At 56.2% G+C, this 16,939-nt stretch carries 13 protein-coding genes; 3 read left to right on the forward strand and 10 right to left on the reverse strand.

All coding sequences use genetic code 11. From position 1 onward, the window contains the following. Window positions 1-62: 62 nt before the first annotated feature. From LDN84_RS06155 to LDN84_RS06170, 4 genes are all read right to left on the reverse strand, one after another. Complete coding sequence (locus LDN84_RS06155) at window positions 63-1,022, reverse strand: LysR family transcriptional regulator (RefSeq protein WP_223909879.1); 960 nt, start codon at window positions 1,020-1,022, stop codon at window positions 63-65. A gap of 116 nt (window positions 1,023-1,138) precedes the next feature. Continuing rightward, the gene (locus LDN84_RS06160; RefSeq protein WP_223909882.1) at window positions 1,139-2,371 is read right to left on the reverse strand and encodes an EAL domain-containing response regulator; all 1,233 of its coding nucleotides are present in this window, start codon (window positions 2,369-2,371) and stop codon (window positions 1,139-1,141) included. Then, window positions 2,364-5,315 (reverse strand): ATP-binding protein, encoded by a 2,952-nt coding sequence (locus LDN84_RS06165; protein WP_223909886.1) that lies wholly within the window; start codon window positions 5,313-5,315, stop codon window positions 2,364-2,366. The genes LDN84_RS06160 and LDN84_RS06165 overlap by 8 nt, the downstream gene beginning before the upstream one ends. Before the next feature lie 300 nt (window positions 5,316-5,615). Next, the gene (locus LDN84_RS06170; RefSeq protein ID WP_223909888.1) at window positions 5,616-7,580 is read right to left on the reverse strand and encodes a sigma-54-dependent Fis family transcriptional regulator; all 1,965 of its coding nucleotides are present in this window, start codon (window positions 7,578-7,580) and stop codon (window positions 5,616-5,618) included. Between the two features lie 298 nt (window positions 7,581-7,878). Here LDN84_RS06170 and exaC point away from each other — a divergent pair, with 298 nt between their 5' ends. Both exaC and LDN84_RS06180 read left to right on the forward strand, forming a co-directional pair. Then, window positions 7,879-9,399: an acetaldehyde dehydrogenase ExaC gene (gene exaC / locus LDN84_RS06175; RefSeq protein ID WP_223909891.1), complete on the forward strand. Its 1,521-nt coding sequence runs from the start codon at window positions 7,879-7,881 to the stop codon at window positions 9,397-9,399. Further along, the gene (locus LDN84_RS06180) at window positions 9,399-9,767 is read left to right on the forward strand and encodes a DUF779 domain-containing protein (protein WP_223909893.1); all 369 of its coding nucleotides are present in this window, start codon (window positions 9,399-9,401) and stop codon (window positions 9,765-9,767) included. Before exaC ends, LDN84_RS06180 begins: the two co-directional genes overlap by 1 nt. Before the next feature lie 106 nt (window positions 9,768-9,873). Here LDN84_RS06180 and LDN84_RS06185 read toward each other — a convergent pair whose 3' ends face one another. Beyond that, window positions 9,874-10,224, reverse strand: coding sequence for a hypothetical protein (locus LDN84_RS06185; RefSeq protein ID WP_223909895.1), 351 nt, complete (start codon window positions 10,222-10,224; stop codon window positions 9,874-9,876). Window positions 10,225-10,404: 180 nt separating this feature from the next. On the opposite strand from LDN84_RS06185, the gene LDN84_RS06190 reads away from it, so the two are divergent. Continuing rightward, entirely contained in the window at window positions 10,405-10,737 is a 333-nt protein-coding gene (locus LDN84_RS06190; RefSeq protein ID WP_223909896.1) for a YciI family protein, read from the forward strand. 116 nt (window positions 10,738-10,853) lie between these two features. Here LDN84_RS06190 and LDN84_RS06195 read toward each other — a convergent pair whose 3' ends face one another. The 5 genes from LDN84_RS06195 to LDN84_RS06215 all read right to left on the reverse strand — a co-directional run bounded on the left by LDN84_RS06195 (window position 10,854) and on the right by LDN84_RS06215 (window position 16,835). After that, window positions 10,854-11,027, reverse strand: a complete 174-nt coding sequence (locus tag LDN84_RS06195) for a hypothetical protein (RefSeq protein ID WP_223909898.1) — start codon at window positions 11,025-11,027, stop codon at window positions 10,854-10,856. A 427-nt stretch (window positions 11,028-11,454) separates the two neighbouring features. Further along, complete coding sequence (locus tag LDN84_RS06200; RefSeq protein ID WP_223909900.1) at window positions 11,455-12,624, reverse strand: DUF4382 domain-containing protein; 1,170 nt, start codon at window positions 12,622-12,624, stop codon at window positions 11,455-11,457. A gap of 277 nt (window positions 12,625-12,901) precedes the next feature. Continuing rightward, on the reverse strand, window positions 12,902-14,182 hold the full coding sequence (locus tag LDN84_RS06205; protein ID WP_223909903.1) for a DUF1631 family protein: 1,281 nt from the start codon (window positions 14,180-14,182) through the stop codon (window positions 12,902-12,904). A gap of 155 nt (window positions 14,183-14,337) precedes the next feature. Continuing rightward, entirely contained in the window at window positions 14,338-15,033 is a 696-nt protein-coding gene (locus LDN84_RS06210; protein WP_223909906.1) for a response regulator transcription factor, read from the reverse strand. Further along, window positions 15,018-16,835 carry a sensor histidine kinase gene (locus tag LDN84_RS06215; RefSeq protein ID WP_255610487.1) on the reverse strand — a complete coding sequence of 606 codons (1,818 nt, stop codon included), beginning with the start codon at window positions 16,833-16,835 and terminating at the stop codon, window positions 15,018-15,020. Before LDN84_RS06215 ends, LDN84_RS06210 begins: the two co-directional genes overlap by 16 nt. Window positions 16,836-16,939 lie beyond the last annotated feature (104 nt).

A 16,939-nucleotide genomic window follows, 5' to 3' on the forward strand; every position in this document is an offset into this window, starting at 1 on the left:
CCGCTTCTGGGCCGGTGAGCTGCTGTTGGATGGTGCAGCAGGATACTGCCGCGGTGAGGGCTTCAAGCCTCCACGCCGGACTGCAGCAAACCTACATGCGCCATCACGTGGGTCAGCCACTGCGGGTCATCGGCCATGCGCAGTGCGGAACGCATGGCGTTGGAGGGGCGGTCCGACCCGGCCCACATGAATCCGATGGGGGTCAACACGTCTGGCTCGACCAGCGGCACCGCCTCCAGCTCGGCATAACCCCGCAGCACCGCCACCAAGGCCCCCGGCAGGATGCTGCACACATCCCCCACCAGTACGGTCAGGCCCAGCGTCAGGATGGAATTGGTCTCGATCACAGGTTGGATGCGCAGGCCCAGCTGCTTGAAGGTGGCATCCACAATCGTGCGGTTGTGCATTTCCGGGGTCAGCAGGCACAGCGGTAGTCCTGCGGTGTCTTGCCAGCGCATGGGTTGATCGGCAATGTGCAGCCCTGCTGGGGTTGGTTGGGCGGCACGGCGCAACAGGAAATACCGTTCTGTGTATTGATTGACGGTGACCAATTTGGCCGCGCGTGACTTGAGCCGGTCGGTGTAGCCCAGACCCAGGTCAATGGACAGGTTTTCCAGACCGTTTTCAATGTCAGGGGAGCTCATGGACCGCACGATCAGTGACAGGCCAGGGTGACGTGCCTGTAAATGCCCGGCAAAGCGTGCTGCAATTGGCATCACCGACGGCACCGCTCCCAGGGTCAAAGCCCCCACCGGTTGATCGGCCTTGCTGGAGAGGTCTTGCAGCAACAATTCCTGCTCATGCAGCATGCGTTGGGCACTGATGAAGATGCGTTCACCCTCGGGTGTAAAGCTCTCAAACGCCCGCCCACGCTTGACGATGGCGGTGCCAAACTCTTCCTCCAGCGCGCGGATGGCGTTGGAAAACGCTGGCTGTGTGATGTGGCAAGCCGCCGCTGCACGGCCAAAATGTTTGTGCTGGTGCAAGGCGGCCAGGTAGCGCAGGGAGGTGAATAAATTCATGTGGCAATCATGCGCTTGGGCGGCATGAGGTGGCGAGACTTGACGCAACCCCAATGGATCTCATGTGAATAAGACGCGGATTTAACTATAAAGTGCATCAGTGGGGGGTGCTCGCGTCACCTTGCTATTGGCTTGGTGGTCAAGGACTCCTCCAGGATGCGCAAGTTCCAGCTCTTTTCCCAATCTGGAATCTGGTGGCCCGGCATCGGTCTGGCAATGAAGTAGCCTTGGGCTAGATCACATTGTCTGCCCCGAAGGAAGTTCCAGTCATCCCGGTCTTCAACACCTTCGGCGACGACATCCATTTCCAATTGACGTGCCATGCGCATATTGCCGTCAAAAATGGCCTCCAAGGTCGCATTCGCATGTGATCCGTGCACAAAACTCTTGTCAATCTTGAGTTCCTCAAATGGAATATCCCGCAGTTGCACCAGCGAAGAATAGCCGGTGCCGAAGTCATCAATGGACAGCCGAAAACGCTTGAGACGCAGCCGCGTGAGGATTTCAAGCGGGACACGCATATCGGCCTTCAGTTGACTTTCTGTGATTTCCAGAACGATGTCGCTTGGCTTGAGTCCCGCGCTGGCAACCGCCTGGCTAACGAGGTCTGCAAATGCAGGTGTGGCAAGATTGTTCATGGACAGGTTGACCGCTACCTTGATCGGCAAGCCCATGAGATGCCATTCCCTGGTTTGTTGCAGGGCCTCATGCAGCACCCAGTGGGTCAGGTCATCAATCAGCCCCTCTGATTCCGCAACCTCAATGAATTGATCTGGATAAACCATGCCATCTTCAGGGTGCTGCCAGCGCACCAATGTCTCCACCCCCACCATACGTCCCGTGGCAAGTAACACCTTGGGCTGGTAGTGATTGACCAGTTGGTTTTTCAGAATCGCAGCGCTGAGTGCCAGTGCGTCATATTTCTTGTTGCTCACATGGATGGCTGAAGTACCACTGGTCTGCCATTGGCTCAGAATGGTTTTGAGTTCGTCCCGATCCACCGGCTTGTGAAGCTGCCCCAGCAGCTTGATGTGGTGTGCCTGAACCAGGGCTTTGGCCGATTGCAGCATACGTTCATTTTCTCCACTGATCAGAATCAGGCTACCCGTGAACCGGCGCTCCACAAGGTGCCGCACGAATTCAATGCCATCCATTTCCGGCATGTTAAGGTCCAGCATGATCAGATCCAGGCCTTGTGGTGTTGCATCCATGGTGGCCAAAGCAGACACGCCACTGGAATGGGAAACCACAGAGGTCAACCCGAACAAAGCCAGATGCCTTTCCATCAGTTTCAGCATGAATGGATCGTCATCCAGCACCAGAATGCTGGGATTGAAGGGGTCAACCATGTAGAGTCCTACTTTCTTCCTTGGTCTGGGCAAGATGGGCACGCAGCAGAGCATCCACTGCGTCTCTTTCCAAAACAAACTGGGGATACAAATGGTCCAGGGAGCCCGTTCCAATTTCCCACCTGGCAGCTTCCATCTTGGCACAGATGTCGCCCAATGCAAAGGCACCTACCGCCCGTGCAGATGACTTCAGCTTGTGTGCCAAGGCCACGCACTCATTGGTGTCCTTACGTTTCCAGGCCCGCGACATATCCGTGGCAATATGCGCGACACTTTCCCGAAAGTCCGACAGGAACTCCCGCTGCACGGCGGGGTCTTCACCGACCTGTTGTGACAGAGCGTTCAAATCCAGCCGTGCCAATGTCGCGGCGATCCCCGTGGCAGTGGAGTCAGGTTGGCTTGCCAGAGGATGTGCCAGGTATTTGGGAAGCACCCGCTCCAATTGCGCAATATCCACCGGCTTGACCAACAATTCATCCATGCCAGCCTGTTGGCACTTGTGTTCTTCGCTGGGAAGGGCATTGGCCGTCCAGGCCAGAATAGGCGTTCGTGCGCGCCCGGTTTGTGTTTCTACCTGCCGAATCGACTGTGCTAACGCGTAACCATCCTTGCCCGGCATATGGCAATCGGTAATGACCAGGGCGAACTTGCCCTGTTGCCAAAGCGTAAAGGCCATGGCTCCGTCCGGTGCGGTATCCACCAGAAGTCCCAACCGCTGAAGTTGCAAAGCCATCAGTTTTCGATTGATGGGGTTGTCGTCTGCGACCAGTATGTGTGGAGCCTCAGCGGTGGCATCACCATGCGCGGAGGGCGAAACAAGGGCGGTGTTGTGAGGGGTAGACAGCACGGGTGTAACCACTTCAGGCATTTCAGCAATGGGCATCCATAACGCAACACTGAAGGTGGAGCCTTGTCCCGGCATACTTTCGAGCGAGATATCCGCATCCATCAGGCCTGCCAAACGCCGACAAATGGCCAGTCCCAGCCCCGTTCCACCATAGATACGGGCGGTGTCTGCACTGCCTTGGCCGTAATTTTGAAAGAGCCTTGATTGAACCTCTGGCGCAATGCCGATCCCCGTGTCGGTGACTGAAAACCGAACTCTTTCGCCATCCGCGTTGTGCTCCACAAGTTCAGCCCGCAATTCAACCTCGCCACCGCGGCTGAACTTGACGGCATTGCTGACAAAATTATTGAGGATTTGTGACAGTCGCAAGCTGTCAACCAAATGGGCTGGGCTGAGGCTCTGATCGACGGTTTGCGACAGAATGACATCGTTGCCACTGGCAACATGCGAATAGGTTGTGACGACTTCCGTCAACAGTTGCCTGATGGGTGTGGGTGTTGGGGCAATGGTCAGTTTCCCGTCCTCTATTTTCGACCAGTCAAGAATGTCGTTCACGATGCGAAGCAGGCTCTTGCCTGACTGGTACGCGCTGCTAAGCAGCATGTTCTGTTCGGCATCCAGCCTGGAGAAGCCGAGTAACTCCAGCATTCCGAGCAATCCACCCAATGGTGTGCGAATTTCATGGCTCATCGTGGCCAGAAACGATGACTTGATCCGATTGGCATTCTCTGCCTGCTCCTTGGCTGTAATCAGTTTGGCCTCGTTCATCTTGTGTTCGGTAATGTCTGACACCACACCTGTGAACTTGCGCTCGTTGGTAATCCACATTTCGTTGATCGACAGCGACATCGGAAAAATATGCCCATCCTTGCGAAGACCCAAAACCTCGCGTCCACTGCCAATCACCTGGGGGTTCGATGTACGTATGTAACGCGCTAAATACTCGGAGTGTTCACTGCCATAAGGCTCCGGCATGAGCATTCTGATGTTGTGTCCGACAACCTCGACCGAGGTATAACCAAACATGCGTAAGGCGGCTGGGTTGATGGACTCGACACAACCCGTGGCGTTGATGGTGATGATGCCGTCCAGGGCCGTGTCCAGAATGCTCTGCATACGTGCGGAACTGTCTCGCAAGGCCGCATTGGACTGATCCAGGTCGTTGTTCAGAGCGGCTAACTTGGCAGATTTTTCCTGTACCCGCTGGCGTTCATGAAGCTCCCGTGCGTGGGTCTGGGCAAGCCTTGCATACAGAATCACGTTTTCCAACAGCAGCACCAACAGCACCAGGCTCGAACCGATCACGCCATACACCCGACCAACATACCAGCCCAGGTCGTAACGGGCGCTATTGAGAACTGCAGCCAGGGCGATATCAAATATCCACACCCAAAGGATGGCCATGAGTCCAATATCTACTTTCGTGTGGGGCCGATGTCGCCACAGTACAGCCAGTGTTATCGCGGTGCACAGCCATGTGATGGTGGCGACAACAATTTTGTTGGAGGCATCAGAATTGCCTTGCATGATGGCGGGCAGAGTGGCGATGCTGGAGGTGGCCAGAAGAATGAAGAATGCCGCCAGAACCACCGTTGCTGAAATGCTGGCCGCAACCAGGCGAACAACGCCGGGCTTGTGGGGCAGGCTCGTCGTGTCTGTTGCCGCATCCTTGGCTTTGAATACGGCATAGACCCCTATGAAAAGTAGAAAGCCACCGTGCCAGAAGAAATACAGCCAGGCGGTGGTCTGTGATCCGTTGCCAATCACGCCATTGGGGGCAAGCAGGCCCGGAAAGCTCAAGCCCTGTGCCACGGCCATGGCAAAGTTGAACAGATAGCCGCATGCCAGCGCCAGCAAGGCCTTATTGCGAAGCATGATGAATTGGCCCAGAAGCATGGCCCCGGTGATCAAGTCCACAACACTGATGGTTGCCAGGCTCAGCCCGATGAATGTGGGAACCGGATGCAGTGGCAGACTGGCAAACGGTGCCGCCACGAGGAAGATGCCTGCAGAAACCATGGTGAAGGCGAACAGCAGGCGATAGTCTTTTCGCCCTGCAGGCGCTGTGGCGATGAAAACCGACTCCTCACCGTTCATTTCCTGCTCCTAGGCAAAATGGTCTGGGGTTTGCCATTCAAAAGCACATGAAACAAAAACTATTGCAAGCTCTCTGGCTTTAGGGTTTGTATCAGTAATTGGTTACCCCGTAAATCCCCCTTTTGGGGGATTCCGCAGGGTGTTCTTGGCGGCTGGCTGGTCACCAAGAGCGGCTCCGGTTCGTTCTTGGTCCAACTTTCAATAAAAGTTACACTTTGCGTCTGGATTTTTGAGCCAAATTGGCCTATAACGCTTGTTATACTTGCGCAAGAAGCTATCATTAAAGTAGCAAAAAACCCCTTAGGTATTGAGCTTGCGGTACAGCGTTTGGCGGCTGATGCCGAGTTGGCGTGCCGCTTGTGACATGTTGCCGCGGCTGCTGTGAATGGCTTGGCGCATGGCATCGTGTGCAAGTTCCTGCAGGTTAAGGGCTGATGACGCAGCTTGAATGGTTTCACTTTTGATAGCATCTTGCGCTTGATTTGTATGGGCTTGAGCAGATAAATCGTCCTGAACATCGTCTGGTAAATGGACCCAGTCAATACACGTCTCATCCGTATCCAGCATGGCGCTGGCGGTGCGCAGCACATTGGCGTATTGGCGCAAATTGCCGGGCCAGGGGTGTTGGCGCAGGCGCTCCAGCAACTCGGGTGCCATGCCCACCTGGCGAGCGGGGTTCAGATCGTTGATCAAGCGTTTGGTGAGCACCGCAAAATCAGTGCGCTCACGCAAGGGTGGCAGCTGTACCGTCAGACCATTGATGCGGTAATACAAGTCGCTGCGAAAACGCCCCTGCTCGGCGGCTTCACGCAGTTTGCAGTGGGTGGCGCAGATCAGCGCAAAGTCCACCGCCACCGACGGCCCGCCGCCCAGCGGGCTGACCTGGCGCTCTTGCAACACCCTCAACAGCCGGGCCTGCATGGCCAGCGGCATGTCGCCAATTTCATCCAGAAACAGCGTGCCACCCTGGGCTTCACGCACCCGGCCCGGGCTGCCGTCGCGCCGTGCACCGGTAAACGCGCCCGGTGCATAGCCAAACAGCTCGGCTTCGATCAGGTTCTCGGGCACAGCGGCGCAATTGATGGCCACAAACGGCTTGGCCCGGCGTGGCCCGCTGTCGTGTACGGCGCGGGCAAACAGCTCTTTGCCCACGCCGGATTCGCCCTGAATCAGCAGCGGAATTGGCTTGCCTGCCACGCGCCGGGCCTTGTCCGCCGCACTGCGCCAGCGCACATCCCCGGTGTCCAGCTGTGCCAGGGCATCTCCGGCAGGGGTTGGTGGTGGCGTTGGGTTGGCCTGAGGCTGCGGGTTGGCAAGCACAGGGGTGCGCCCGGACAGCGTGCCTTGCTGGGGCTGAATCAGCACAAACAGCGTCTCGCCATTCAAGCGCTGCACCCGCACCGGTTCGGTGGGGCGATGGTAGTGCTGGGCCAGCAAGGTGTTCAGTGGTACATCCAGCAGCGTATTGATCTGGGCCGAACCGATGTCCGCCGGGGCCAGTCTCATCCAGTCCATACCAGCCCGGTTGCCCCCCACCACCCAGCCATCACCGGACAGCAGCACAATGCCTTCAGCCACCGTGCCAATGCCTTCACGCTGGGTGTGCAGATGCAGCCGGATATAGGGCGCAGCGGTGGCGGTGATGAGCCGGTTTTCAATCAACCGGGCGGCCATGCTGACCAGACCATGGGTGTGCGGATGCCCGGCCCGGTGGTCGCCCGAAATGTCCAGCACACCCAGCAGCTTGCCGGTGGCCGACATGATGGGCGCGGCGGTGCAGGTCAAAAACTCGTTGCGCTCCAGGAAATGCTCACCGCCATGAATGTTGATCTCGCAGCCCTCCGCCAGTGCGGTGCCAATGGCATTGGTGCCGCGGTGCTGCTCGTGCCAGGAGGCTCCGCACGACAGCGCCACCTGCTGCGCACGCTGCAAAAAGTCAGCCTGGCCCAGCGTGTGCATCAGCGTGCCGCGGGCATCGGCCAGAATCACCATGCTCTGGCTGCCTTGCACCTGCGCAAACAGCACGTCCATGACCGGGCGCGAATGCACCAGCAACTCATGCTGGCTGGCCATCAGGCGCTTTAACTCTGCGGCGTTGGCATGTTCGGTGTCCATCAAGCGGCCACCCGGCAACAGCCCGGCCGCCAGGCTGCGCCGCCACGAGCGTGCCACGTGCACATCAATACCCTCGCTGGGGCAGTCACCATGTTCTAGCAAACGTTGTCGGGCCTGGCGTAATGCCAAGGCGGTGGGAGGGGTACGCATATGTCTCCTAAGCTGGCGGCTCAAAGACCACCTTTTTGTATGGCGCCATGGTAGAGGTCAAAACGATCCCTGGCGATATGAAAGCGTGTGCATAGTACCCGTCCCCTGCTGTTGTCACAAATTGCGACACCTGTCACAGGCCTGAGCAGCCCGAACACACCCAGCCGGACACCTGAAAAATAAAAAATGCTTTGAAATCAACATGCTTTACCGCAGCGTGGAAGCTGGCACGCGACTTGACTATCAAGAATGCCCGCAAGGGAATTTCATTGGATTTTTCAAACAATCAGGAGACAGCATGATCTACGCAGCACCCGGCCAAGCCGATGCCAAAATTGCCTTCAAGGCCCAGTACAACAACTTTATTGGCGGCCAGTTTGTGGCCCCCGTCAAAGGCCAGTACTTTGATGTGCTGACCCCCACCACCGGCAAGGTTTACACCCAGGCCGCCCGCTCCACCGCCGAAGACATCGACCTGGCCCTGGATGCCGCCCACGCCGCCGCCGATGCCTGGGGCAAAACCGATGCCGCCAGCCGCGCCAACATTCTTCTGAAAATTGCCGACCGCATCGAAGCCAACCTGGAACTGCTGGCCTACGCCGAGACGGTGGACAACGGCAAACCGATCCGCGAAACCATGGCAGCGGACATTCCCCTCACCGTCGACCATTTCCGTTACTTTGCCGGTTGCGTGCGCTCGCAAGAAGGGGCCTTGAGCAACATCGACGAGAACACCGTGGCCTACCACATTCAGGAACCCCTGGGCGTGGTCGGCCAGATCATTCCGTGGAACTTCCCCATCCTGATGGCGGCCTGGAAACTGGCCCCGGCCATTGGCGCAGGCAACTGCGTGGTGCTGAAACCCGCAGAGTCCACCCCCATCAGCATTCTGATTCTGGCCGAGCTGATTGCCGACCTGCTGCCCCCCGGCGTGCTCAACATCGTCAACGGCTTTGGCCGTGAAGCCGGTATGCCACTGGCGCAAAGCAAACGTATTGCCAAAATCGCCTTCACCGGCTCCACCACCACCGGCCGGGTGATTGCCCAGGCCGCCGCCAACAACCTGATTCCGGCCACGCTGGAGCTGGGTGGCAAAAGCCCCAACATCTTCTTTGCCGACATCATGGACAAGGACGACGGTTTTCTGGACAAAGCCATCGAAGGCCTGGTGTTGTTTGCCTTCAACCAGGGCGAAGTCTGCACCTGCCCGAGCCGCGCGCTGATCCAGGAAAGCATTTACGACGGCTTCATGGAACGGGTGCTGAAACGGGTGGCCGCCATCATCCAGGGCAACCCGCTGGACTCCAGCACCATGATCGGCGCACAGGCTTCCAAAGAGCAACTGACCAAAATCCTGTCGTACCTGGAGCTGGGCAAGCAAGAAGGTGCACAAGTGTTGATTGGCGGCGCACAAGCCCATCTGGACGGTGATTTGGCGAACGGCTACTACGTGCAGCCCACGCTGTTCAAGGGCCACAACAAAATGCGCATCTTCCAGGAAGAAATCTTCGGCCCGGTGCTGGCCGTGACCACCTTCAAGGACGAAGCCGAAGCGCTGGAAATTGCCAACGACACGCTCTACGGCCTGGGTGCTGGCGTGTGGAGCCGCAACGGTAACGTGGCCTACCGCATGGGCCGCGCCATCAAGGCCGGCCGGGTCTGGACCAACTGCTACCACGCCTACCCGGCGCACGCGGCTTTCGGCGGCTACAAAGAATCCGGCATCGGCCGTGAAACCCACAAGGTCATGCTGGACCACTACCAGCAAACCAAAAACCTGCTGGTGAGCTACAGCGAGCAAAAGCTGGGCTTCTTCTGATGGTGGACAGAGTCGTCGCTACCCCGGCGGCTTTGGCACTGGTGGCGCAGTTGCAGGCCCAACACGGCCCGCAACTGATGTTCCACCAGTCCGGCGGCTGCTGCGACAACAGCGCCGCCAACTGCTTGCTACCCGGCGAGATCACCATCGGCCCCGGCGACGTGTATCTGGGTGACATCGGCGGCTGCCCGTTTTACATCGGCCGTGCGCAGTATGAAACCTGGAAGCACACCCAGTTGATCATCGACGTGATCGAAGGCACGGGTGGCACGTTTTCACTGGAGGGGTCAACGGGGAAAGCGTTTCATACGCGGTCGCGGGTGTTGACGACGGGGGAGATGGCAGAACTTGATCAAATTGGGCTGTAGTGCTTGATTTACCTGCGCAAGCAGCTATTTAATTTGTAGCTAAATTGTTTTCACCCATATCCGCTCAACGGAAAATCTCACACAGCGATTCAGTGCGCAAGCACTGTCACTCACTCGTCTTTTTATCGCCAGATGGTGATTTCCTTGAAAAGACCAGACAAACCGCACCAAGGAAAAAAGCCATCAACGAAGGGCCGTACTTCCCTATCAGTAAATACGCCAGATGAAGCAACAAGCCCTTGGCACCAAACGGAGGTTCAGGTGGAGCAATAACCCACCATATCCCCAACACAGCACAAAACACAGCAACAAAAATCGCGAATAACCTATTTCTTCCGTCATTTCGTGGTGCAGCAACCGTTAATGTTTTAATTTGCCGCTGCCTTCTTCTTACATCCCAAAAAATAGTTATAAGAATCAAGCCCACCGATAGAACAACTATTGAAGCAATCATCAATGAACTTACCTTTCGTCTTGGGAGTTATTGGTAAACGGTTGGCATATTGTCCATGGCATCAATTCGCCATCCAACTGACAGCTGACACTGACTGCTTACACCACACACCCGCGTTTCGCCCCTAAACAACTGCAACGTGATTCGTCATTGACAAACCACTCCCTTCGATCATCCTCCCCCATGCTGTTCATCGTCCAGTTTGAAGACATCTACGCCGACCACCCCGAGCGCCTGCCGGAACGCGCACAACACATGCCCGCCCATCTGGCCTTCCTGGCCGCACACCCTGGCCGGGTCATTGCCTCGGGCGCGTTGCGGGATTCGGAAGATGGCGCACCCCATGGTGGCATCTGGATACTCAACGCCGGGAGCAAGGCCGAGGCGGAGTCCTTCTACCAAGCCGATCCTTTTTGGCAGGCAGGCCTGCGCAAATCGGTACGGGTAAGCCATTGGGCCAAGGCGTTTTGGTCACCTGAATTTACGGAGTGCATCCGTAGCCTGAACGCGGTTTGAGCTTGGCGGTGTAGTGACAGAACCGGTGGTAAAGCATAAAAAACATGCCAAATAGGGCTGTAGCCCTCAATAGATATGCGCAAGACACTATTCAATAGATAGCGAATGGCGGCTTTTTATTGGGTTGCAGGAAGGCGCTGGTCAAAGGCCGCCGCGTCAATGTCTGGCACCTGGGCCAGTGCCGCCTTGAATTTGTCGGCCGATGCGCGTGCGGCCCGCTCGTTGAGGTACTGCTCCGTTGCCAGGGCAGACACCTTTTCTGCCACGACGGAGGCAATGAACTGATTCATGGACACTTGGTCATGTTTGGCCATACTGGTGCACGTTTTCATTGGAAGGACCAGAGGGCAAGGCGTTTCACACGCGCTCAAGGGTATTTACGGTGCAGGAGTTGGAAGAATTAGATCAAATCGGGCTGTAGCACCTGATTTACTTGCATAAATAGCTATCGTATTTGAAGCGAAAACACTTTTGGATTTTTGACTGTTAGCACAAAAACGTGGGGAAAGTGCGATGTTGGCATCCAAACACCTGAGCTGCCAAACGCGCTTGGCTGGTGGGTATGGATCAAGATGACTATGGCGTTCAGACCCATGGCTGCGCCGTCTGCCTGCTGGGTCTGAACGCTTGAGATGCACCGTGAGATAGACAGCGAAAGGTCGGCTGTGGAGCGTTGATCACATCAAGCGGCACATCCGCGATTCACCATGTCTTGTATTAAGGAAATGTCAGGTTCGTCGTGATCGTCCCGCCGGAAGTCAATGTGTTGAGCATGGTTGCTTTGTCCGGGAATCCCGACAAACTGGCACTGAGTGTGTAGTTACCTGCCGCAGCGGTGTCAGCTGAAAACACCAGCAAGCCAGGTGCCGCCACATAGGGTGCCACCAGCGGGGCATTCACGACCATGGGATAGCTGTAAAAACCCGTGGTGCTGTCCACAAACCTGCCGGTAATTTCCACGGTGGTGCCCATCGTTAGCGGCTGCAATACGCGAACCAGGGTCTCTATTGGGGCAATGCCGTTAACGGTTCCCACGGCAGAAGCCGGTGGATTGAGGGCTGTGCCGAAGACATTGATAGGTGTCACTGTGTCAGTCGCCACCACCACACCTGAGACAACTGCCGTGGTACGCCCCGGTGCCGTTAGTACAAGCGTGTAGCTGCCAGGTGCAACAGGCTGGAGTAAAAATTGGCCGTTGATGCCCGGAGCGGTAGCTTTGATCACCATTCCGCCTTGTTGCAAAGACACGCTGGTGGTGCCATTGACCAGTGTTGCATCCACGAATCCTGACACGCCGGACACGTAGCGTGGAATTACCGTGATCACGGGTTTAAGCAGGTATTGCCCCGAGTTCCCGGCCGTGACCACCGATTTGCAAACATCGAAGTCGAGCACAAAATCGGCCATTTTGTTGGCGGTGATGTCGATGTTGATATTGGCCTTGACACCGGATTGCTGGCCGCTCGGTGTCTTGAGTGCCATTTCAACTCCACCTGACGGCATCACGGAATTGGCCATGGGATGGATGGCATCATTGTCAGCAAGAACAAGTCTGAGCTGTGTGTACTTGCCTGTGGGCAGGGGAGTTTGCCCCAGTTCGTTCAACACGCCATTGGTCAATGTGAGCAGATTGACGCGCCGGGCAGGGTTCAGGACAACTTCGGACCAACCGTTGTCGGTGTCGCTGGCGCTGCTGCTCTGGTGGACACGAATCTTCTGGATTGTGACGTTGACGGCATCATAGCCACACGTTGGCGCGTCGGTGAGTGCCAGTCGCAATGTGCCGCTATCGGCACTGCCACTGTCACCGCCGCCACCGCCGCAGGCCGCGAGGCCCGCCAGCAGAAGGCCGCCCATCATCAGTTTCAAGTTAAAGCGAAATTTCATGATCGATATCCTGTTGGGTTGGCGCCTGGCAACGGCAGCATGATGTATCACTGTGGGTACATCGCCTGCCTTGCGCTATGGGCGTGAGACCAAGCATAGGAATCTCCACGCTGATTGACTGTTCGGTGGCGCGCTTTTCACCAACCTTGAGTTGCTGGATAAGTCGAGAGATCTTGCTCAGAAGGTTCTGTTCATCGTGAATGGCATCAATTGACAATGCGCAATGGAATGAATGGGGCACTATGCGTGAAGGTGACTGGCAAGCTTGGCGCAAATATCAAAGGGAGTCACCGGGGTAGCCTCCCCAGAAGTTAGGCAAATCAGTGGTGGTGTCTTCAAACGATGGGGTGGTAAAAATGTCGGTTAATCCCTGTCTGGGGGGCGGTTGGCCTGAGGCTTGTTCAGCCAGGGCACATTCCCACAGGTACCAGTCAAAGTCCGTGTCTTCATCACTGACAAGCAGGCCATCAACCACCGGGCGGTTTATTTTGGGGACGAAGTTTGGCGGGCAGTCAGGGTGACGGTCTGCCAGTTCATATTTGGAGGAGGCTGGTGTTGATGTTGCTTGCTCGGCCATGAATGCGTCTGACAGGTTGCGGCCAATGTTTTGGATGTGCAGGTTTTGCTCCTCTGGGGTAATCCCCATCCAGGCCATGCCACGGCGTAGTTGTTGCACCAGTTGAGGGACTTTTCCCATGGCTTTTTTCCGCTCACTCAAAATCGTCAGATCGGTGCTCACTTGAATCAGCTCAAAGGCCAAGTGTTTGAGTGTCAGGGTATCTGGATGTTGGAGCCCCTTTTGGGCAGCATGGGTCGCCAGAATCTCTGTCCATACATGGGTTAAAAATTCACACGTGGCATCTTGAACTGGCACCGTCATGAGTGTGCTCAGAATGGCTTTCCGATACTGTATGGTCAAGGCCTGCTGTTGTTCCTGTAGACAAGTCGAACAATTGACAAGAGGGGATTTTTTTCGACTCGCCAGCAAAAATTCGTCAAACGCTTGGTAGGCCTCCTCAAACACCGCTTGGCTGATCACGGAAGCGTCTTCAATGTTTAAAACCAGCTGCTTTAAGACTTGTTCGAGTGCGCCACAAGGTAGCTCCATCACACCTTTGCCCTGTGCGTACTCGCCAAGAGTAACGATCAGCTTGCGTGCTGGGTGGTTTTCCTGTTGAAAACCAACGGGATCAGCCGAGGCCAGCTGGATCACTGGCCACTGTAGCCGTGCATACCAAATGCGGATCAAGGGGTGAATGTGGTTGTCATTCATCACCAGCAAAAACAACTCGGCAAAAGGCTCGAATGTGGAAGGATTTTCATCCTCCAAAGCGTGTGAGCGGGCCGATCTATGTTTGAATTTCAGCAGATGGTGTTTCAACCGCTGAAACCAACCGGGTGCCTGCGTGCTGATGGCGCAGTTTTGGCTGGACAGGGTTACTTCGCCTCGACCCATTTGTGAAGATGTTTGCCCAAGCGCCTGGTGCGCAAACAGTCTGATGACTGGGTGGGGCTTGACCGCCTTCGGATTAAGCTCTGCCATTGAGTGAGTTTTCATTCATGCCCCTCCACAGTTATAGGTTGATGAAGCTCTTTTTAGCGATAGTCTGGATTGTTTTCCTACCAATCCCTACAGTGCTTCAAGCTTTCTCGGTCAGAGTTGTCCCCAATAGGACACGGTTGCCATACCACCCCCAAAGAGGCCCTATGGTTTTATTTCAATTGCAAGTTGGTGCAGAGTTGGTAGCCATGACCCCGTACAGCTTTGAGCGCAGCACTATCTCCTGTGGCTTGGGTGATTTTCTTGCGCAGCCGCACCATCCGCACCTCCAGGCTGGCCTTATGGGCCTCGGTGGCCTGTTGGCCCAGCGCCTCGTACAGTTGCCAATACGCCAGCCGCTGGCCTGCGGCACGCACCAGCGCACTGAGCAAGGTGGCATCCACATCGGTCACATGAATGGATGCCTTTGGCCCACTGAGAAGCAAACGCTGCACATCAAGCGTCAGTGAATTTTCAGACGCTTGCGTCTGACCCGGTTTAACACGTCGTGCCAGTGCTTGCACTGCCGCCAGCAACTCGTCATGCTCTAGCGGTTTGGTCAGGTAGATGTCGGCACCATTGGCGTAACCGCTGACGATGTCTTGCGACAGGTTACGTGCGGTCACCATGATGATGCCGACGTTCGGCTGGGCATGGCGAATGCGTCGGGCCAGACTGATGCCGTTTTCACCGGGCAGGTTCAGGTCCAGCAGGTAGATGTCTGCCACGCGGCCACCTGCCTCGTCGTCAAGTGCTTCGGCGCAGGCCAGTCCGATGATCTTGTGACCTTGTTCTGCGAGCAGCGCTACAGTTACTTCGCGCAAGGTGTCGTGGTCTTCCACGACGATGATGTTCAAAGCGGTAGCCATAGGCGAAAACGGACAAAAGTTTCATCAGGGGCATAACAAAGCTCCCCACCGAGCAACTGTGCCATGCTGTGCACCAGGTACAAGCCCAAGCCCGAGCCGCTTTGATGATGCGCGTGTGGGCTGCGGTAGTATTTTTGGAATACCTTGGCGGCATCGGGCCAGCCTGCGGACCCGGGGACATTTTGGACAGAAATAGTGACTCCGGTGCCCGTATTTATAGCGTCAGGCGCTATCAAAATATCGATGACGCTACCGCCTTGGCTGTATTTCACGGCATTGTCCAGCAGGTTGGACAGCACAATGCGCAGCAGTTTGGCATCTGTCTGTAGCACCACATCCGCCTGAATGTTCAGGTGAACACATTCAGGATGGGGGCAGTTGCGGATCAACTGGGTCAGCTCATCGCGCAGATCAATCGCGGTGTTTTCCACTTTGAATTGGCCGTCGGCGAGTTGCCCGGCCTGGTGGCAACGCTCAATCACGTTGTTCATGTCATACACCGCGCTTTTTGCATGGGTCAACAGCATGGGTGTGGGTGACTTGGAGCCCAGCACCAGCCGAATGATGGACAGTGGTGTTTTTAATTCGTGTGTAAGCATGGTCATAAACCGGCTTTGTTCCAGTCGCCGCTGGCGTTCTTGTTGGGCCTGCTGACTGGCCAAGGACAGGTCGGCCAGAATTTTCAAACGCCGCATCTCCATCCTGTGCGCGCGGACTTGCAACACCACCAGCATCGCCATACCGGTGAACAGTCCATGCAGCTGGACGATGAATATAAAAAAATTGGGCCTGTTGATGATGCCCAGCGACACCAATGACGGAACTGAATAGAGGGCTGAAAAAACCGCAAACACAGCAGCCAACACGTATTTGGACACCACTGGTGCGGGGTCACCCAAGTCTTCGGTCGAAGGTTTGAATTTCAGCACCAACCACAGTGCCAACAGGGGAGTCAAAAGAAAGATGGCACTGTTCACACGCAGTGCGAGTGAGACCTCCCCCAACCAGAGCAGCAGCACCAGACACGGGAACAGGCACAAAGCCAGTTGCAGCAGCCGCAGCCCCCACTTGGGTGGGCGATAGTCGCGCAGCAGTTGGTAGTCAAACCAAACCATTGCAGCGGCATAGGCCAGGATAAAAAAATTGGTGATCTGATCGACCCAACCTGGGGCCATCCAGTGTGATCCGAACAGATGCAAATAGCCCGTTGTGGCCAAGGTGAGGCCAATGCCGACCATTTGCTCAACCACATAGGCACCCACTAACCGGTCTCTGCCAACCGCCCAGTGCGTCAACCCCCAAATCAGAAACATCATCAAAAAGGCCAGCAACCCGCTGTGGGCCAGTTCGTTGCGGCGATCAATGGTGTTCAGTTCCCCTTGGTCATAAGCTTCAACAAAAAATAGACTGGCACTGGTGGTTTTTAAACGCAGCCAAAGAGTGCGCGGCACGTGGCCGCGGGGGATAACGAAGTTGAAGTTGAGCGAATGGTATTCCTCTGCGCGCCAAGGAGCGCGGTCACCGCTTACACGTGGCTGCGCCGAGGGGTCCAGTGGGTCAAACAGCGTAATTTCGTCCAGCATAGCGGGGCGAATACGCAAAATCAGTTGCTCCGTACCGGCCAAGTGTTCCCTTGGGCGCTGGCTTGGCGCTACGTTCGGGTCAGCGCCGGGATCAATGCGCAACCTAAACCAAATGGCCGAGGTGGTATAGCCTTTACCCAACCCTCGTTTGAATGGTGTCCAGACTTGAGTTGGCAACTGGGCTTGCGCCAGTGTCAGGTTGCCACTGGGGTCTTCCAAGAAAGCGCGCTCAACAATGTGATCCCCCGCCCAACTCAACGATGCAAAACCCGCCAACAGCGCGGCCAGCAGTATGCGTAAAGCATGCCGCCACCTGATAACAA

Source organism: Rhodoferax lithotrophicus (genome assembly GCF_019973615.1).
Taxonomy (GTDB): Bacteria; Pseudomonadota; Gammaproteobacteria; order Burkholderiales; family Burkholderiaceae_C; genus Rhodoferax; species Rhodoferax lithotrophicus.

Coding starts and splice junctions, on each gene's coding strand:
- LDN84_RS06155 (WP_223909879.1), bottom strand. CDS start 1,022: ATGAATTTATTCACCTCCCTGCGCTACCTGGCCGCCTTGCACCAGCAC.
- LDN84_RS06160 (WP_223909882.1), bottom strand. CDS start 2,371: ATGGTTGACCCCTTCAATCCCAGCATTCTGGTGCTGGATGACGATCCA.
- LDN84_RS06165 (WP_223909886.1), bottom strand. CDS start 5,315: ATGAACGGTGAGGAGTCGGTTTTCATCGCCACAGCGCCTGCAGGGCGA.
- LDN84_RS06170 (WP_223909888.1), bottom strand. CDS start 7,580: ATGCGTACCCCTCCCACCGCCTTGGCATTACGCCAGGCCCGACAACGT.
- exaC (WP_223909891.1), top strand. CDS start 7,879: ATGATCTACGCAGCACCCGGCCAAGCCGATGCCAAAATTGCCTTCAAG.
- LDN84_RS06180 (WP_223909893.1), top strand. CDS start 9,399: ATGGTGGACAGAGTCGTCGCTACCCCGGCGGCTTTGGCACTGGTGGCG.
- LDN84_RS06190 (WP_223909896.1), top strand. CDS start 10,405: ATGCTGTTCATCGTCCAGTTTGAAGACATCTACGCCGACCACCCCGAG.
- LDN84_RS06195 (WP_223909898.1), bottom strand. CDS start 11,027: ATGAATCAGTTCATTGCCTCCGTCGTGGCAGAAAAGGTGTCTGCCCTG.
- LDN84_RS06200 (WP_223909900.1), bottom strand. CDS start 12,624: ATGAAATTTCGCTTTAACTTGAAACTGATGATGGGCGGCCTTCTGCTG.
- LDN84_RS06205 (WP_223909903.1), bottom strand. CDS start 14,182: ATGAAAACTCACTCAATGGCAGAGCTTAATCCGAAGGCGGTCAAGCCC.
- LDN84_RS06210 (WP_223909906.1), bottom strand. CDS start 15,033: ATGGCTACCGCTTTGAACATCATCGTCGTGGAAGACCACGACACCTTG.